Origin of the sequence: Ancylobacter tetraedralis (genome assembly GCF_014195655.1) — a bacterium.
Classification (GTDB): domain Bacteria; phylum Pseudomonadota; class Alphaproteobacteria; order Rhizobiales; family Xanthobacteraceae; genus Ancylobacter; species Ancylobacter tetraedralis.
Map to the genome: position 1 here is coordinate 312,680 of NZ_JACICD010000004.1, position 16,063 is coordinate 328,742.

Consider the following 16,063-nt stretch of genomic DNA (forward strand, 5'->3'; position numbering starts at 1 on the left):
GCCATGGCCCGCGATCCCCGCCTGCTCGACCAGAACCCGGTCGTCATCGATCCCGCCGATGTCGAGGCGGTGCTGAAGGACGAGCCCACGCCGATATCCGATCCCCGCCACCCGCCGCTGGAGGAGGTGAGCAACGACAATGCCCCCGGTGACGGGAAGGCGAAGGAGCGGACGGCCGGCCGCTATGAGCGCGACAGCGTGCAGACGGTGGACGGTTCGCGCCACGGCACGCCGCTGAAGCCGGAAGATCCGCGCCGGTGAACGGGCGGTTGGTATTCTGACGGCAACGGGTTGTGCGGGTTTGCGGAGATGGAATCATCTGCCCGTCGACGCGACCAACCCGTTGCGTTTGCTGCGTCTTTTTAGGCTCCATCTCAAAAACTGGCGGGCCGGACGCGAGAGGGATGACGCCGCCGCGCCTCGCCCGCGCCGCCTCAATGCCGCGCGCCCTGCCCGCGCCGATGCATCCGGCTCAAGACACCCTCGACGACCTCACGGGTTTTCCGGCGGAAAGCCGCCCTGGAGACGGCTTCACATCGTTTCGGCGATGATCGCCTGATCATGAATCCCATGCGGCGGCGATGCCCGATGCGTCGGCTGCATTGCAGGATCGCCGTCCGCCGCACATATGCGCGGTTCGCTCCTTGATCGGGCGGCTGGAAAATATCGATACATGCCTGCTAGAGATGGTCAGCGCGCCGCGCGTGCGGTGCGAAAGCCGAGTGAGGTATGTGAGATGGCTTCGGAAAGTGAGGCCAAGGCCGAGACGCTCCACGAAAGTGAATTTCGCAATATCGGGTTTCGCATTCGTGTCGAGCGGCGCACGCGCAAGATGCGGCTCAAGGATCTCGCCGATACGGCGGGCTGCTCCGAGAGCCTGCTGTCGCGTGTCGAGAACGGCCTCGTCATTCCTTCGCTGACGACGCTGCACCGGCTGTGCCGCGCGCTGGGAATCTCCGTCACCGCCCTGCTGAACGCCGACAGCGACGAGTCGCTGGTCATCTACCGCAATGGCGAACGGCCCAAATATAGCGGCAGCGGGTTCGTCGAGGGCGATGGCAGCATGGCGGAAAGCCTGGTGCCCTATGCCCCGCAGCGCATGCTGGAAGCCCATATCATGCATGTTCCCTCGAACGGCGATTGGTGCGGGCCTTATCGCCATGCCGGCGAGGAAGTCGGCTATGTCCTGGAGGGCGCGCTGGAGCTGAAGGTCAACGGCACGGTGTCGATCATCAATGTCGGCGACAGTTTCTTCTTCGAGTCCGAGCTGGAGCATTTCTATCGCGCCAGCGGCGATGCGCATTGCCGGATCATCTGGGTGAACACGCCGGTCACGTTCTGAACGGTTGATAGCCAATTAGGCAGATGGAATGCGTTCTGTGCAAGTGACTTGCATGGAAGGGAATGGTCCCGCGGCCGCGCGCCGTTCGAACCCTGGCGAATGAGCGGATGCGGCGTGGCTCGCGCCGTCCAATTTCAACCGCTATCCCTGAGGAAGGCCCCGCGCCTTGCACGCGCGGCGATGGCTGTGGTTGCGCGCTGATCCGATAAAACTGATTTAATTTCAATATTTTGTCGGAACTGCCGTCATTGCGGGCGCGTTCGCGATGCGCGGCTGGCATGTGCCGCGGATGTCATCCACCCGGCTGTCAACGCGGGGGATGGCCCATGCGCGACCTGTAAGGAGCGCCGCATTCCGGCAGGCCGTCCGGGAGGCGAAACATCCCCGCACAATCCCGAGAGCTGCCCGATTTTTGGACTGGACGATAACGAATACGCAATCTAATTTCTCTTCATTCAAGTCACTTGCATGAAGGTTGCGAAGTCCGATGGATACCGTGGGTGTCGATACAGGCGGAACGTTCTGCGATCTTGTTGTCATCGACGCGCAGGGCCAAACCTCCGTTCACAAGTCTCCTTCCACCCCCCATGACAATGCGCAGGGCGTGTTCGACGTTCTCCGCGTGGCGGAAGGTGTCCGGTCCGGCAGTGCCGGCACCTTCTATTCCAATATCGAGTCCTTCTCGCTCGGCACGACGATCGCCACCAATACCGTCGTCACCCATACCGGCGCCAAGGTGGGGCTGATCACCACCATGGGCCATGCCGACATGATCTCGATCATGCGGGTGAACGGGCGCGTCGCCGGGCGCCCGCTGTCGGAAATCCAGAACTACTCGATCACCAGCAAGCCGGCGCCCATCATCCCCAAGACCCGCATCGTCGAGCTGAACGAGCGGATCGACTATGCCGGCGATGTCGTCATCCCGCTCAAGGACGACGAGGCGCTGGCCGCCATCGCCCGCCTTGTCGCCGCCGGCGTCGAGAGCATCGCGGTGTCGCTGCTGTGGAGCTTCGTCAATCCAGCGCATGAGCAGCGCATCGAAGCGCTGATCAAGGAGCGTCACCCCGAGATTTTCGTCTCGCTCGGCTCCTCGCTCTCGCGGCGCCTCGGCGAATATGAGCGGACCGAGGCCGCCGTGATCAACGGTTATGTGGCCATCGAGGTCAAGAAATACCTCCAGAAAGTGTCGGGGGGCCTGGCTTCCTCCGGCGTGACGACGCCGATGCTGGTGATGCACTCCGCCGGCGGTGTCGGCACCGAGGCCAATTCCAGCCAGCGGCCGATCACGACGCTGTTCTCCGGCCCGGCCGGCGGCGTCGTCGCCTCGCGGCGGGTATGCGAGGCGGCGGGCTACCGCAACGTGGTCTGCGCCGATGTCGGCGGCACGACCTTCGATGTGGGCCTGATCGTCGATGGCCGCCCGCTGATCCGCAGCACCTCGATCATCGACCAGCGCGTGCTCTATTGCCCGACCATCGACATCGTCTCGATCGGCGCCGGCGGCGGCAGCATCGCCTTTGTCGATCCGGTGACGCGGCGGCTCTCCGTCGGCCCGCAAAGCGCCGGGGCGTTTCCCGGGCCGGCCTGCTACGGTCGCGGCGGCGCCTATCCGACGGTGACCGACGCCAATCTCGTACTCGGCTACATGGATCCCGTCAGCTTTCTCGGCGGGCGGTTCCCGCTCGATCGCGCGGCGGCGGAAGCCGCGCTTGAGACCCATGTCGCCGGACCGCTCGGCATCAGCGTCGAGGAGGCCGCCATCGGCATCTTCTCCATCGTGAACGCCAAGATGGCGGATCTGGTGCGCAAGGTCACGGTGGAGCGGGGGCATGACCCGCGCGACTTCGTGCTGTGCGCCTATGGCGGGCTCGGGCCGCTGCACGCGCCGTTCTACGCCAGCGACCTTGACGCCATGGCGGTGCTGATCCCGCTCGGCGAAATTTCCTCGGCCTTCAGCGCCTATGGCGTGGCGATGGCCGATGTCCTCCATGTCCATGAACGTTCGATCACGCTGCGCGAGCCCTTCGTGCAGGCCGATATCCGCGCGGTGTTCGACGAACTGGTCGACGAGGCGCATGCCCAACTGCAAAGCGACGGCATCGCGGCGCGGGACCGGCAGATGCGGCACTTCGTCGAGGTGCGATATGTCGGCCAGCTCAACGATCTGGTGGTCGAAATCCCCGATCTCGCCATTGGCGGCGGAGAGATCCGCGCCATGTTCGAGCAGCTCTATGTCGAAGCCTTCGGTCCCGGGGCGGCATGGGACAATGCGCCCATCGAGATTGTCGGCTTCCGGCTGGAGGCCATCGGACTGCGCAACAAATACGCGGTGGGCGACCAGCCCGTCGGCCCGGCGCCGGTCCCGATCGCCTCGCGCGAGGTCTACTGGCCGCAATCGGGCGCCTATGTCGCGACCGCCATCTATCGTGGTGGCGAGGTTCTGACCGGTGCGCGGATCGAGGGGCCGGCCATCCTCGAATATTCCACCACCACGATCACCGTCCCGCCGAAATGGAATTGCGGCGTGGACCGGGTGGGCAATCTGATCCTGAAAAAATCCGGGAGCGCGTCATGAGCTGGGTTGCGGGCGCCGAACGCTATTACGCCGATTTCGAACCGGTGGTCGAGACACTGGCCGGCCATGGGCTGAGCCTGCACCGGGCCGATCCGTCGACCAAGGTCGACTTCATCACCGATGAAGTGCTGAGCCATAGGCTGTGGCACGTCTGCGACGAGGCCGGCGTCACCATCCGTCACGTCTCGGGCTCGCCCGTCGCGACGGAAGCCAACGACTTCATGACGGTGATCGCCAGCGAGACCGGCGATGTCGTGTTCATGACGCCGAACCTGCTCTATCAGGCCGCCGCCTTCGAGCCGATGATCAAGTGGACGCTGATCAACCGCGCCCAGAGCCCGGGCATCGACGATGGCGACATGTTCCTGTGCAACGATCCCTGGGTCGGGGCGGTTCACCAGAACGACGTCGCGGTGTTTGCGCCGGTGTTCCATGACGGCAAGCTGTTCTGCTGGGTTGGCGCCTCGATCCACGAGGTCGATGTCGGCGGCCCGGCGCCCGGCAGCTTCTCCATCACCGCGCGCGACGTGTTCGAGGAAGTGCCGCCGCTGCCGCCGGTGAAGATCGTCAAGAATTTCGAGATCCAGTCGGATATCGAGGACCTCTATACCCGGCGCTCGCGCCAGCCGCTGCTGCTGTCGCTCGACCTCAGGGCGCAGATCGCCGCCAACAACGTGGCGCGCAGCCGCATTCTCGAAGCGATCGAGAAATACGGTGCCGATACCGTCAAGGCGGTGATGGGGCGGGTGATGGACCGCGCCGAGGCGCAGCTGCGCGCCCGGCTGCGCGAACTGCCCGACGGCGTGTGGCGGCATGTCGACTTTCAGGAAACCGCGTTTGCCGGCGATCGTGGCATCTATGCCGGGCGGCTGGAACTGACCAAGGCGGGCGATCATCTCCATTTCGACTTCACGGGGTCGGCGGCGCAGGTCGGGCTGATCAACTCCGCCACATCCGGAACGCGGGCGGGGGTGCTGGCCGGCATCCTGCCGCTGCTGGTCGGCGATATTCCATGGGCGCTCGGCGGGCTGCAGCGCTGCATCGCGATCACCAATCCGCGCGGCACGATGCTGAATGCGGAATACCCCGCGGCGGTGAGCATGGGCTCGATCACCGGCACCTGGCTCGCGCATAATTGCGCCCACGCCGCCATTTCCAAGATGATGCTCTGCCACCCCGAGCACGGGCGGCGGGCGCTGTCGGGCGGCGGCGGTTCGTGGCCGGCGATGCAGCTATTCGGCTGGGACAAGACGGGCTACGCCTTCGTGACGCAGTTTCAGGAGGCCAACCTTGCCGGCTTCGGCGCGCGCTCCTTTGCCGATGGGGTGAATACGGCCGGCGCCTATTGCATCCCCTCGGCTCGTATTCCCAATGTCGAGGCCACCGAGTTCACCTGGCCACTGCTGGTTCTGTGCCGGGGCGAGGCCATCGATACCGGCGGCGCGGGCAAGTGGCGCGGCGGGGCCGGCGGCAAGTTCTCGTTCGTGCTGCACAAGACCAACCGCAATTTCACCCATGTGTCCGCGGCCTTCCACGTCGCCGTGCCCAATGGCGGGGCGCTCAGCGGCGGCCTGCCGGGCGCCTCGGTCGTCTATTCGATGCAGCGCGACAGCGATGTACTGGCCCGCCTCGCGCAGGGGCAGATTCCGCAGGAGATCGCTTCCCTCAGCGGCACGCTCGATATCCTGCCGCCGAAATCGCAGACCGAGCAGGGCCGGGACGATGTCTACGCCATCACCTTCTTCGGTGGCGGCGGCTATGGCGACCCGCTCGATCGCGAGCCGGAGAGCGTTCTCCACGATGTGGCGGAAGGTTTCGTCTCGCGGGCCGAGGCGGCGCGGCTCTATGGCGTGGTGATCGAGGGCGGGGCGGTCGACAGGGCCGCGACGCAGGCGCGCCGGACCATCATCCGCGCCGACCGGCTCGGCGGGAAGGTGCCGGTCGCGCGGCGCGACACGCCGGCCGCGGTGCCGGAAGGCGGCATCGGCCTCAATGATTACACCATGCTCGCCAGCCGCCGGCTGACCTGCCGGTGCTGCGGCCAGGATCACGGGCCGGCGGACGAGAACTACAAGCTCGCGCTCGTCATGCGCACGATGCCGATCGCGGACCTGTCGCCGACCATGGCGGACCCTGCCGATTTCATCGACGAGCCGGTCGAGTTCAGGTCGTTCATCTGCCCGGGATGCGGGACGCAGGTCGAAACCGAGGTGGCGCTCGCCCGCGAGGCGCCGCTCTGGGACGTGCAGCTGGTTCATTAGCCTGGTGAAAGGTGACGTTCGGCTTCGCGTGCACGCGTGAAGAAAGATCGAGTGAGTCAATCAACGCGATCCAACAATCAGAGGGCTGTCATGAAGATAAAGACATTATTGGCGTCGGCTGTTCTACTCGCCGGCCTCGGTCAGACGGCGCTTGCCGCCGACGTCATCAAGATCGGCGTCGTGGGACCTTTCACCGGTCCTTCGGCCAAGATCGGCCAGGACATCCAGAACGGCACCAAGATGGCGCTCGACGATGCGCGCGCCGCCGGTGAACTGCCGCTGACCATCGACGGCAAGAAAGCCGACATCCAGCTGGTCTGGATCGACGACGAATCCTCGCCCGAAAAGGCGGTGAAGGCCTATCGCAACGCCGTGTCGCGGGAAGGTATCCAGATGCTTCTGAACGGCTGGCACGGCTCGGTCGGCCTGGCGCTGATCGATCTGGCGGCCTCCGACGGAATCATCAGCTACGGCAACCTCGCCGCGCCGGAAGACATTTCCGAGAAGATCAACGCCGGCAAATATACCAATTGGTTCAAGGGCTGGCCGGCACCCAAGACCATGTCGGGCCTCTATGTCGAGGCGGCCGAGGACCTGATCGCCAAGGGCAAGTGGACCCCGCCGACGCGCAAGGCCGCCGTCGTGGTGGAAGACAGCGACTGGGGCCGCACCTGGGGCGAGGCCATCGTCACCGGCTTGAAGGCGAAGGGCTGGGACGTAGTCGCGCAGGATGTCGCGCGCAACAACGAACTCGAATTCAACGCGCTCCTGACCCGCTACAAGGCCTCGGGCGTCAGCCTGACCGCCTTCACGCTGAACGCGCCGGCCTCGGCCGCCGCCTTCGTCAAGCAGTTCCACAGCGCCGGCCTCAAGGGCCTGCTGTTCGCCGATGGCCTCGGCTGGGCCTCGAACTGGCATGAACTGACCGGCGATGCCGCCAATTTCGCGCTCTCCATGGACAGCCCGCGCGTCATCACCCCGGAAGAGAAGGAATGGACCGCGCGCTTCGAGAAGACCTTCGGCATGCCCCCGGTGCCGGCGGCCGGCGGCCACGCCTATGACTACACGCGCGCGCTCATCAAGGGCATGAGCGTGGCGGGCACGCTCGACGCGACGAAGCTGTCGGCTGCCCTGCTGGCCACCGAGCACAAGGGCATCTGGCAGTACTACGCCTTTGCCAGGCAGCCCGGCGACGCCGCCATCTCGGCCTACGAGGTCAAGGCCGGGCCGTTCATGAAGGGCTTCTCCTTCCCGATGGTGCAATATTACGGCGACAAGGCCCCCGTGGTGTGGCCGTTCGAGTTCGCGGAAGCCGAATTCAAAGCTCCCAACTGATTGACGAAACAGGAATCCGTCTCCTCGCGCGAGGCGGATTCCCCGGAGTTAACGCCATGACCGCGCTGCTGACCGTCGACCATGTGAACAAGAGCTTCCAGGGCGTGCGCACGCTCACCGACGTGACCTTCGATCTGGAACCGGGACGCATCCTCGGCCTCATCGGGCCGAACGGCGCCGGCAAGACCACGATGTTCAACGTCATCAGCGGCATCTACAGCGCCGATAGCGGGCGGGTCCTGCTCGACGGGCGCGACATCACCAACCGCTCGCCGGCGCGGATCGCCGGCTATGGCGTCGGCCGCACCTTCCAGGTGGCCCGTACGTTCAACGACATGACGGTCGCCGAGAATCTCCGTGTCGCGCTGGTGAATGCCGGCCTCTCGGGGCGCGAGGAGCGGCGGCGGATCACCGACATGCTGGACCGGGTGGGCCTGGCGGGAGTGCGCGACCTTGTGGTCTCGGCCCTGCCGGATGGCCAGAAGAAGCTGCTCGAGGCCGCCCGGGCGATGATGACCTCACCCCGGCTGCTGATCCTCGACGAGCCGTTCGGCGGGGTCAGTGCCGAGGTGATCGACCTGCTCATCCACATCATCCGCGACCTTGTCCGCGAGGGAGTCGGCTGTCTCGTCATCAGCCACGACATCGTGTCGCTGCCGCGTCTCTGCGAGGAGGTGCTCGTGCTGGTCGAAGGCAAGGTGATGACGCGCGGGGCCATTTCCGAGATCCGGAACGATGCGCGCATCGTCGATGCCTATCTGGGAGCCTGAACGATGCTCTTGAAGGTTCGTGAATTAAAAGTCGGCTATGCAAGCGGGGCGGATGTGCTGAGGGGGGTCGACCTCAGCGTGGGGGCCTCCTCGGTCACCGGACTGATCGGCGCCAATGGCGCAGGCAAGTCGACGCTGCTGAAGACCATATGCGGCTTCCTCCGCCGGCGGAGCGGCGCCATCGCCTTCGACGCCGCGGATATCGGCAAGCTCCAGCCCTCGCAACTCGCCACCCACGGTATCGCCTATCTCATGGAGGGGCACTCGGTCTTCCCTGGCCTCACCGTCGAGGAGAACCTCGTCCTCGGCACATGGGCCTTCCGCAAGGAGCGCGCCCGCGCGAAACAGGCCGTGGAGCGGGCCTTCGAGCTGTCTTCCGTGTTGCGCGCCAAGCGCAAGGTGAAGGCCGGTCTGCTGTCCGGCGGGCAGCAGCGCATTCTCGAAATGGAGCGGCTGACGCTGAACGATCCGCGCCTGGTCATCCTCGACGAGCCCTCGCTCGGGCTGTCGCCCAAGCTGGTGCACGAGGTGTTCGACCGCATCGCGCAGATGAAGGCCGATGGTGCGGGAGTGCTGGTGGTCGACCAGAGCGCGCGGCACGTCTGCGCCGCCTCCGATCACCTCTACGTGCTGCGCCTGGGCGAAATCTGCATCGAGGGTCCGGCCGCGTCCTTCTCCGACCGCATCGACGAACTCGTCCGCAACTTCATCTGAGGCGAAGCATCATGTTTACCGCCGACGTACTCATTCAGCTGACGATAGACGGGGTGTCGCGCGGCGCCATGTATGGCCTCATGGGGGCTGGTCTCGCGCTCATATTCGGCATTCTGGGCATCATCAACATGGCCCATGGCGAGCTTTTCATGCTCGGGGCCTATGCCATGTACTTCGCGACAATGGTGCTCGGCGTGCCCGCGCCGATCGCGCTGCTGATCTCGACGGCGCTGATGTTCTGCGTCGGCGTCGCCATGGAGCGCGGCCTGATCGCGCCGCTGCGGGCACGGCTCGGTAGCCGCTGGCTGGTCGATGGCTATGTGCTGACCATCGGCATCATGGTGGTGCTGCAGAACCTCGCGCTCATCCTCTTCGGCCCGCGCGAATTCGGCATCGCCGCCTTCTGGCCCGGCCGGCAGGAATTCGGCGACGTGGTGATTTCCAACGAGCGGGTGCTGATCCTCGCCGGCGCTCTGTTCACCACCGGCGCGCTCGCCCTCTTTCTGAAGAAGACCAATCTGGGGCGCGCCATCCGCGCCACCGCCGAGCATCCGGCGGCGGCACAGGTGCTGGGGATCAACATCGAGCGCATCTACGCCATCACCTTCGGCATTGGCGCCGCGCTGGCGGGCGCGATCGGCTCGCTGCTGCTCTCCACCTATCCCGCCTATCCCACGGTTGGCGGCGAGGTGCTGCTCAAGGCCTTCGTGGTGGTGATCATCGGCGGGCTCGGCAGTGTCTGGGGCGCCATGCTCGCGGGGCCGCTGCTCGGCCTCATCGAAGCCTATGCCACGGCGTTCGCGCCCGGCGGCTGGCAGAACACCATCACGTCGCTGCTCGTTCTCGCGGTCCTGGTACTTCGCCCGCAGGGCCTCTTCAGCCGCCAGGTGACCCGGCCATGACATCCCTGTTCCAGAAATTCCGCTTTCCCGACCGCAGGGCACTGGTGATCTGCGCGCTGCTCGCGGGTCTCGCGGCGATCCCGTCCCTGGTGGGCGGGCGTTACATCCCCGCCGTGTTCACCTCGATCCTGCTGTTCTTCATTCTCGGCGCGCTGTTCGACTTCATGCTCGGCTATCTGCGCATCGTGAATTTCGGCATTGCCGGCTTCCTTTGCGCGGGCGCCTATGGCTCGGCGCTGAGCGTGCAGTATTTCCACATCACGCCGTGGACGGGGCTGCTGGTCGGCGGCCTGGCCTCGGCGGTGATCGGGCTGATCACCGGCGTGCTGACGCTGCGGCTGCGCGGCATCTATATCGGCCTGACCACGCTGTTCGTGATGGAGACCCTGCGGTTCGCCATCTCCAATGCGCGCGAAGTGACGCGAGGGGCCTCGGGGCTGACGGTGGGCGGGTTCACGCCGCTATTCGGCATCCCGTTTCCGCGCAGCGAGCCCATCACCTATTACTATCTGATCCTGGCGCTGGTCATCGTCACCTATGCCGCGCTGTACGCCATCGTGCGCTCGCGCATCGGGCTGGTGTTCAAGGCCATCCGCGACGATGAGCTGGGCACCAGCGTGCTGGGCATCCATGTCGTGCGCTACAAGCTGTTCAACTTCGTCGTTGCCAGCTTCTTCGTCGGCGTGTTCGGCGCCTTCTACGCGCATTACATCGGCATATTGGTGCCGACCGCCGAAGAATTCGGCATCCAGCGCACCGTCGAGATCCTGACCATCGCCTATGTCGGCGGACGGGGCACGCTGTGGGGCTCGCTGCTGGGCGCGCTGTTCCTGGTCGGCATGCAGGAAGTGCTGCGCGACCTGCAGGAATGGCGCCTGGTGATCTACGGGCTGTCGCTCATTCTCATCATCACGGTCTTTCCAAGCGGCTTTGCCGGTGCGCTGCGCCAGCTCGGCGATCGCTTCTCATCCCGCGCCGGCAAAGGCGCACACATCTCGACAAAAGGGGACGCCTGATGCTCGACACGCCAAATTCCGTTGAGGCACGGGATACCAGGTACCACCTGCATTCCTATTCCAACCCCCGGCGTCTGGCCGAGACCGGGCCGCTGGTGATCGAGCGCGGCGAGGGTATCTATGTCTTCGACACCGCCGGCCGGCGCTATCTGGAGGGCGTCTCCGCCCTCTGGTACGCTTCGCTCGGCTTCAGTGAGGCCCGGCTGGTGGAGGCGGCCCATCGCCAGATGCAGAAGCTGCCCTGCTATCACTCGTTCGGCCACAAGGTGACGGAGAACGCGGTCGATCTCGCGGAAATGCTGATCGCCATGGCGCCGGTGCCGATGTCCAAGGTGTATTTCTGCGGCTCCGGTTCCGAAGGCAACGACACGGCGCTGAAGGCCTTGCGCTATTTCAACAATGCGCTCGGCCGGCCGGCCAAGAAGAAGGTGATCGCCCGCATCCGCGGCTATCACGGCACCACGCTCGCCACCGCCAGCCTGACCGGCATTCCCCGCAACCACACCAGCTTCGACCTGCCGATGGAGGGCATCCTGCACACGGATTGCCCGCTCTATTACCGCTACGGACAGCCCGGCGAGAGCGAGGGCACCTTCGTCGACCGCATCGTCGGCAATCTCGAAGAGATGATCCTGCGGGAGGGGCCGGAGACCATCGCCGCCTTCTGGGCGGAGCCGATCCTCGGCTCGGGCGGGGTGATCGTGCCGCCGGCGGGCTATTACGAGAAGGTGCAGGCGGTGCTGCGCAAATACGACATTCTTTTTGTCGTCGACGAGGTCATCTGCGGCTTTGGCCGGCTCGGGCAGATGTTCGGCTCGCAGGCGTTCGACCTGAATCCCGACATGATCGTCATCGCCAAGGCGCTGTCGTCCGGCTACCAGCCGATCGCCGCCCTGCTGGTGAACGAGAAGGTATTCGCCGGCCTGTCGGCGGAAGCCGAGAAGATCGGCGTGTTCGGCCACGGCTTCACCTATTCGGCCCACCCGGTGCCGACCGCCGTCGCCATCGAGACGCTGAAAATCTACGAGGAGCGCGACATTGTCGGCCATGTGCGCAACGTCGCGCCACGCTTCCAGGAGGGCCTGCGCCGCTTCGCCGACAACCCGTTCGTTGGCGACGTGCGCGGCATGGGGCTGATCGCCGGGCTGGAACTGGTGAAGGACAAGTCGACGCGGGAGAACTTCCCTCCCGAGGCGCGGGCGGCTCTGGAGCTGGAAATGATGTGCCTCGATGAGGGGCTGGTGGTGCGCGCCATCGGCGACACGGTGGCGATCTCGCCGCCGCTCATCATCACCGAGGCGCAGATCGACGAACTGCTCGGCTGTCTCCAGCGCGGCCTGGCCCGCTTCACCACGGCGATGAGGGCCCGGGCATGAGCACCGCGATCTTTCCCAATCTTGTGGCCGGCGAATGGGTGTCCGGGCACGGCGCGCTCATCAACATCAACCCGTCCGATACGGATGAGGTGGTCGGCGAATATGCCTGCGCCACGAGCGCACAGGTCCGGGAGGCGGCTTCCGCCGCCCGTTCCGCCGGCGCCGCATGGGCGGTGGCCGCTCCGGGGGTGCGTTCCGACCTGCTTCGCCGCATCGCCGACGAGATCGAGCGCCGGTGCGGAGAACTCGCGCTGCTGCTGTCGCGCGAGGAGGGCAAGGCGTTGCGCGACGCCACCGCCGAGGTGACGCGGGCGGCGGAAATCTTCCGCTACTATTCCGGCGAAGTGTTCCGCATGGCGGGCGAGCGCTCGCCCTCGCTGCGCTCCGGCGTGACGATCGAGGTTCTGTACGAGCCCATCGGCGTGGTGGGGTTGATCACGCCGTGGAATTTTCCCGTCGTCATCCCGGCGTGGAAGATCGCGCCCGCGCTGGCCTATGGCAATGCCGTGCTGTTCAAGCCGAGCGAACTGGTGCCGGCCTCGGCCTGGGCGCTGGCCGATATCATCGACAGGGCCGGCTGTCCGAAGGGGCTGTTCAGCCTGCTGATGGGCGATGGAACGGTCGGCCGCGAGATCGTGGACGTGGTCGACGCGGTCAGTTTCACCGGCTCGGTGGCGACCGGCACCGCCGTCGCGCAGCGTGCCGCCGCCCGCATGATCCCGGCGCAGTGCGAGCTTGGCGGCAAGAATCCGCTGGTGATCGCCGCCGATGCCGACCTCGATGTCGCGGTGGATTGCGCCATACAGGGCTCCTTCATGCAGGCCGGGCAGCGCTGCACCGCCTCCTCCCGCCTCATTGTCGATGTCGAGCGGGTCGCCGACTTCACGCAGGCGCTGGTGGCGCGGATGGAAAAGCTCGTCATCGGCGCGGCCATCAGCCCGGGCACCGATATCGGCCCGGTGATCGACGAGCGGCAGCTGGCCAAGGACCTCTCCTATATCGAACTGGCCGAGACGGAGGGCGCGCGGCTCCTGACGGGGGGCGGGCGGCTGAACCGCGCGACACCGGGGCATTTCCTCTCCCCCGCGCTGTTCGGCGACACCAGCAACCAGATGCGGGTCAATCGCGAGGAAATATTCGGCCCGGTGGCCTGCATCATTCCGGTGCGAGGCTATGATGAGGCGCTGGCGGTCGCGAACGATACCGATTTCGGCCTGTCGGCGAGCATTGTCACGAGTTCCCTCAAACATGCCCAGCATTTCAAGGCGAATGTGCGCAGCGGTCTGGCGATGGTGAACCTGCCCACCGCCGGCGTGGAATTCCATGTGCCGCTGTCCGGGCTCAAGTCGTCGAGCTACGGCCCGCCGGAAATGGGGCACCATGCCATGCGGTTCTACACCAAGGCCCGCACCGCCTACACGTTCGCCGCCTGACGCGAGAAGCAAGCCGACATGGAAAATCCCTTCACCACCCGCCCCGAGATCAAGGGCACTTTCGGCGTCGTCACCAGCACGCACTGGATCGCCTCGGCGGTCGGCATGTCGATCCTCGAGCGCGGCGGCAATGCGTTCGACGCGGCGGTGGCCACCGGCTTCGTGCTGCAGATCGTCGAGCCGCACCTGAACGGGCCGGGCGGCGAGGTGCCGATCCTGTTCTGGAAGCAGGGCGAGGACGAGCCGCAGGTTCTGTGCGGGCAGGGCGTGGCGCCGGCCGCCGCCACGATCGAGCATTTCGAGGGGCTCGGCCTGCGTCTCGTCCCGGGCACCGGCCTGCTGCCGGCCGTGGTGCCGGGCTCGTTCGACGCCTGGATGCTGTTGCTGCGCGACCACGGCACGCTGGATCTGGAGACCGTTCTGGAGCCGGCGATCTTCTACGCCCGGGAGGGCTTTCCGCTGGTGCGCCGCGCGGTGCAGGCGATCCATGCCGTGGAAGAGTTCTTCCGCACGGAATGGCCGACCTCGGCGCAGGTGTGGCTGCCGGGCGGGCGCCGGCCCACCCCGGATGCACTCTTCCGCACGCCGGCCATCGGCGACACCTATCGGCGTATCTGCGATGAGGCAAAGGCCGCCGGCGGCGACCGTGTCGCCCAGATCGAGGCGGCGCGGAACGCGTTCTATCGCGGGTTCGTGGCGGAGGCGATCGACGGCTTCTATCGCGAGAACGCGCTCATGGACACGAGCGGGCGCAAGCATAGCGGGCTGCTGACGGGTGACGACATGGCGGGCTGGCAGGCCAGCTATGAGCGCCCCGTCTCCTATGACTATGCCGGCGCGCGCGTCTACAAGACCGGCCCGTGGGGGCAGGGGCCGGTTTTCCTGCAGATGCTGGCCTTGCTCAAGGGCTACGACATCGCCGCGATGGACCCGCTGGGCGACGATTACGTGCACCTCATCACCGAGTGCACCAAGCTCGCCATGGCCGACCGCGACGTCTTCTACGGGGATCCCAACTTCGTCGAGGTGCCGCTCGATGTGCTGCTGTCGGACGAGTACAACGCCGAGCGCCGCCGGCTGATCGGCCGGGAGGCTTCCCTCGACATTCGCCCCGGCGCGCTTCCCGGTGCCGAGGCCGGCCTTGCGGCGCTGCTGGAGCGGGCCGGCTGCGAGACGCCGGTCGGCCCCGGCATGGGCGAGCCGACCTTTGTCGACCTTCCCGAGGTGGAGGGCGACACGGTGCATTTCGACATTATCGACCGCTGGGGCAATGTCGTCTCCGCGACACCGAGCGGGGGCTGGCTGCAAAGCTCGCCCGTGGTGCCGGAGCTTGGCTTTCCGCTCTCCACCCGGGCGCAGATGTTCTGGCTCGACCGCCGGCTGACCTCCGCGCTGGCGCCGGGCAAGCGCCCGCGCACGACCCTGTCGCCGACCATGGTGGGGCGTGACGGAAAGCCGTGGCTCGCGCTCGGCACGCCGGGCGGCGACCAGCAGGACCAGTGGTCCTCGACCGTACTGCTGCGGCATCTGCACCACCGCTTCAACCTGCAGGCGGCGATCGACGCGCCGCTGTTCAACACCCGGCACGGGCCGGCCTCGTTCTATCCGCGCGCGCGCGCGCCGGGCGAACTGCTGATCGAGAGCCGCTTTCCGCCGCAGACGCTGGAGCGGCTGGCGGCGCGCGGACACCGGCTCAAGATCGAAGGGCCATGGGCACTCGGCCGGGTCTGCGCCGCCGCGATTTCCGGGGGCATGCTGCACGCGGGAGCCACGCCGCGCTTCATGCAGGGCTATGCGATCGGGCGATGATGATGATCACAGCCGACGATTATCGCCAGCTCGGTCTGGCGCATCTGGCGGCCCGCGCGCCGCTGGACATGTTCCGCGCCGTCGAGGCGGTTGCCCGCGCGCGCATCGGCTTCGGGCTGTTGACCATGCTGCTGCTGTCGCCGGATGGCGAGGAGGTGCAGAGGCTCCACACCACCGATCCCGCGCATTATCCCGTATCCGGCCGGGAAAGGCTGGGCCCCACCGCCTGGGGTCGCCATGTGCTGGGCGAGCGGCGTCCGTATCTCGGTCCGGATCCGGCGGCCGTGCGCTGGGCCTTCCCCGCGGATTTCGAGTTGATCGAGAGCCTGGGGCTGGGCGCGACCCTGAACGTGCCCATCGTGTCGCTGGGGTGCACGCTCGGCTCGCTGAACATCCTCCACGCGGCCGGCGCCTATGACACCCGTCATCTCGACGCTGCGGTCAGCCTCGGGCCCTATCTGTCTGCCGCCTATCGCGACAGCCTCGCGGAAATGTCGGCTCCTTGAGCGCCGAGCGATGGCCCGGCG

At 66.4% G+C, this 16,063-nt stretch carries 13 protein-coding genes; all 13 read left to right on the plus strand.

Translation table 11 applies throughout. The annotated features are described in order from the left end of the window. Nucleotides 1-3: 3 nt before the first annotated feature. The 13 genes from FHS55_RS12520 (at nucleotide 4) to FHS55_RS12580 (ending at nucleotide 16,042) form a co-directional block, all read left to right on the plus strand. Nucleotides 4-261, plus strand: a complete 258-nt coding sequence (locus FHS55_RS12520) for a hypothetical protein (RefSeq protein WP_183190083.1) — start codon at nucleotides 4-6, stop codon at nucleotides 259-261. A gap of 475 nt (nucleotides 262-736) precedes the next feature. Further along, nucleotides 737-1,342: a helix-turn-helix domain-containing protein gene (locus FHS55_RS12525; protein ID WP_183190084.1), complete on the plus strand. Its 606-nt coding sequence runs from the start codon at nucleotides 737-739 to the stop codon at nucleotides 1,340-1,342. A 496-nt stretch (nucleotides 1,343-1,838) separates the two neighbouring features. Further along, complete coding sequence (locus FHS55_RS12530; protein ID WP_210286955.1) at nucleotides 1,839-3,920, plus strand: hydantoinase/oxoprolinase family protein; 2,082 nt, start codon at nucleotides 1,839-1,841, stop codon at nucleotides 3,918-3,920. Then, the gene (locus FHS55_RS12535) at nucleotides 3,917-6,181 is read left to right on the plus strand and encodes a hydantoinase B/oxoprolinase family protein (RefSeq protein ID WP_183190086.1); all 2,265 of its coding nucleotides are present in this window, start codon (nucleotides 3,917-3,919) and stop codon (nucleotides 6,179-6,181) included. Before FHS55_RS12530 ends, FHS55_RS12535 begins: the two co-directional genes overlap by 4 nt. Before the next feature lie 90 nt (nucleotides 6,182-6,271). After that, nucleotides 6,272-7,516 carry an ABC transporter substrate-binding protein gene (locus FHS55_RS12540; RefSeq protein WP_183190087.1) on the plus strand — a complete coding sequence of 415 codons (1,245 nt, stop codon included), beginning with the start codon at nucleotides 6,272-6,274 and terminating at the stop codon, nucleotides 7,514-7,516. Nucleotides 7,517-7,572: 56 nt separating this feature from the next. Then, nucleotides 7,573-8,286, plus strand: coding sequence for an ABC transporter ATP-binding protein (locus FHS55_RS12545; RefSeq protein WP_183190088.1), 714 nt, complete (start codon nucleotides 7,573-7,575; stop codon nucleotides 8,284-8,286). Between the two features lie 3 nt (nucleotides 8,287-8,289). Continuing rightward, on the plus strand, nucleotides 8,290-9,000 hold the full coding sequence (locus tag FHS55_RS12550; RefSeq protein WP_183190089.1) for an ABC transporter ATP-binding protein: 711 nt from the start codon (nucleotides 8,290-8,292) through the stop codon (nucleotides 8,998-9,000). Nucleotides 9,001-9,011: 11 nt separating this feature from the next. After that, entirely contained in the window at nucleotides 9,012-9,902 is an 891-nt protein-coding gene (locus FHS55_RS12555; protein WP_183190090.1) for a branched-chain amino acid ABC transporter permease, read from the plus strand. Further along, nucleotides 9,899-10,918: a branched-chain amino acid ABC transporter permease gene (locus FHS55_RS12560; RefSeq protein ID WP_183190091.1), complete on the plus strand. Its 1,020-nt coding sequence runs from the start codon at nucleotides 9,899-9,901 to the stop codon at nucleotides 10,916-10,918. The genes FHS55_RS12555 and FHS55_RS12560 overlap by 4 nt, the downstream gene beginning before the upstream one ends. Further along, the gene (locus FHS55_RS12565) at nucleotides 10,918-12,294 is read left to right on the plus strand and encodes an aspartate aminotransferase family protein (RefSeq protein WP_183190092.1); all 1,377 of its coding nucleotides are present in this window, start codon (nucleotides 10,918-10,920) and stop codon (nucleotides 12,292-12,294) included. Before FHS55_RS12560 ends, FHS55_RS12565 begins: the two co-directional genes overlap by 1 nt. Continuing rightward, on the plus strand, nucleotides 12,291-13,727 hold the full coding sequence (locus FHS55_RS12570) for an aldehyde dehydrogenase family protein (protein ID WP_183190093.1): 1,437 nt from the start codon (nucleotides 12,291-12,293) through the stop codon (nucleotides 13,725-13,727). Before FHS55_RS12565 ends, FHS55_RS12570 begins: the two co-directional genes overlap by 4 nt. 18 nt (nucleotides 13,728-13,745) lie before the next feature. Continuing rightward, complete coding sequence (locus tag FHS55_RS12575) at nucleotides 13,746-15,536, plus strand: gamma-glutamyltransferase family protein (RefSeq protein ID WP_183190094.1); 1,791 nt, start codon at nucleotides 13,746-13,748, stop codon at nucleotides 15,534-15,536. Beyond that, nucleotides 15,533-16,042 (plus strand): GAF domain-containing protein, encoded by a 510-nt coding sequence (locus FHS55_RS12580; protein WP_183190095.1) that lies wholly within the window; start codon nucleotides 15,533-15,535, stop codon nucleotides 16,040-16,042. The genes FHS55_RS12575 and FHS55_RS12580 overlap by 4 nt, the downstream gene beginning before the upstream one ends. The last annotated feature ends 21 nt before the right edge of the window (nucleotides 16,043-16,063 follow it).

What these genes read in the sequence shown, in the direction of transcription:
- FHS55_RS12520 (WP_183190083.1), top strand. Translation starts at nt 4, where the DNA reads ATGGCCCGCGATCCCCGCCTGCTCGACCAGAACCCGGTCGTCATCGAT.
- FHS55_RS12525 (WP_183190084.1), top strand. Translation starts at nt 737, where the DNA reads ATGGCTTCGGAAAGTGAGGCCAAGGCCGAGACGCTCCACGAAAGTGAA.
- FHS55_RS12535 (WP_183190086.1), top strand. Translation starts at nt 3,917, where the DNA reads ATGAGCTGGGTTGCGGGCGCCGAACGCTATTACGCCGATTTCGAACCG.
- FHS55_RS12540 (WP_183190087.1), top strand. Translation starts at nt 6,272, where the DNA reads ATGAAGATAAAGACATTATTGGCGTCGGCTGTTCTACTCGCCGGCCTC.
- FHS55_RS12545 (WP_183190088.1), top strand. Translation starts at nt 7,573, where the DNA reads ATGACCGCGCTGCTGACCGTCGACCATGTGAACAAGAGCTTCCAGGGC.
- FHS55_RS12550 (WP_183190089.1), top strand. Translation starts at nt 8,290, where the DNA reads ATGCTCTTGAAGGTTCGTGAATTAAAAGTCGGCTATGCAAGCGGGGCG.
- FHS55_RS12555 (WP_183190090.1), top strand. Translation starts at nt 9,012, where the DNA reads ATGTTTACCGCCGACGTACTCATTCAGCTGACGATAGACGGGGTGTCG.
- FHS55_RS12560 (WP_183190091.1), top strand. Translation starts at nt 9,899, where the DNA reads ATGACATCCCTGTTCCAGAAATTCCGCTTTCCCGACCGCAGGGCACTG.
- FHS55_RS12565 (WP_183190092.1), top strand. Translation starts at nt 10,918, where the DNA reads ATGCTCGACACGCCAAATTCCGTTGAGGCACGGGATACCAGGTACCAC.
- FHS55_RS12570 (WP_183190093.1), top strand. Translation starts at nt 12,291, where the DNA reads ATGAGCACCGCGATCTTTCCCAATCTTGTGGCCGGCGAATGGGTGTCC.
- FHS55_RS12575 (WP_183190094.1), top strand. Translation starts at nt 13,746, where the DNA reads ATGGAAAATCCCTTCACCACCCGCCCCGAGATCAAGGGCACTTTCGGC.
- FHS55_RS12580 (WP_183190095.1), top strand. Translation starts at nt 15,533, where the DNA reads ATGATGATGATCACAGCCGACGATTATCGCCAGCTCGGTCTGGCGCAT.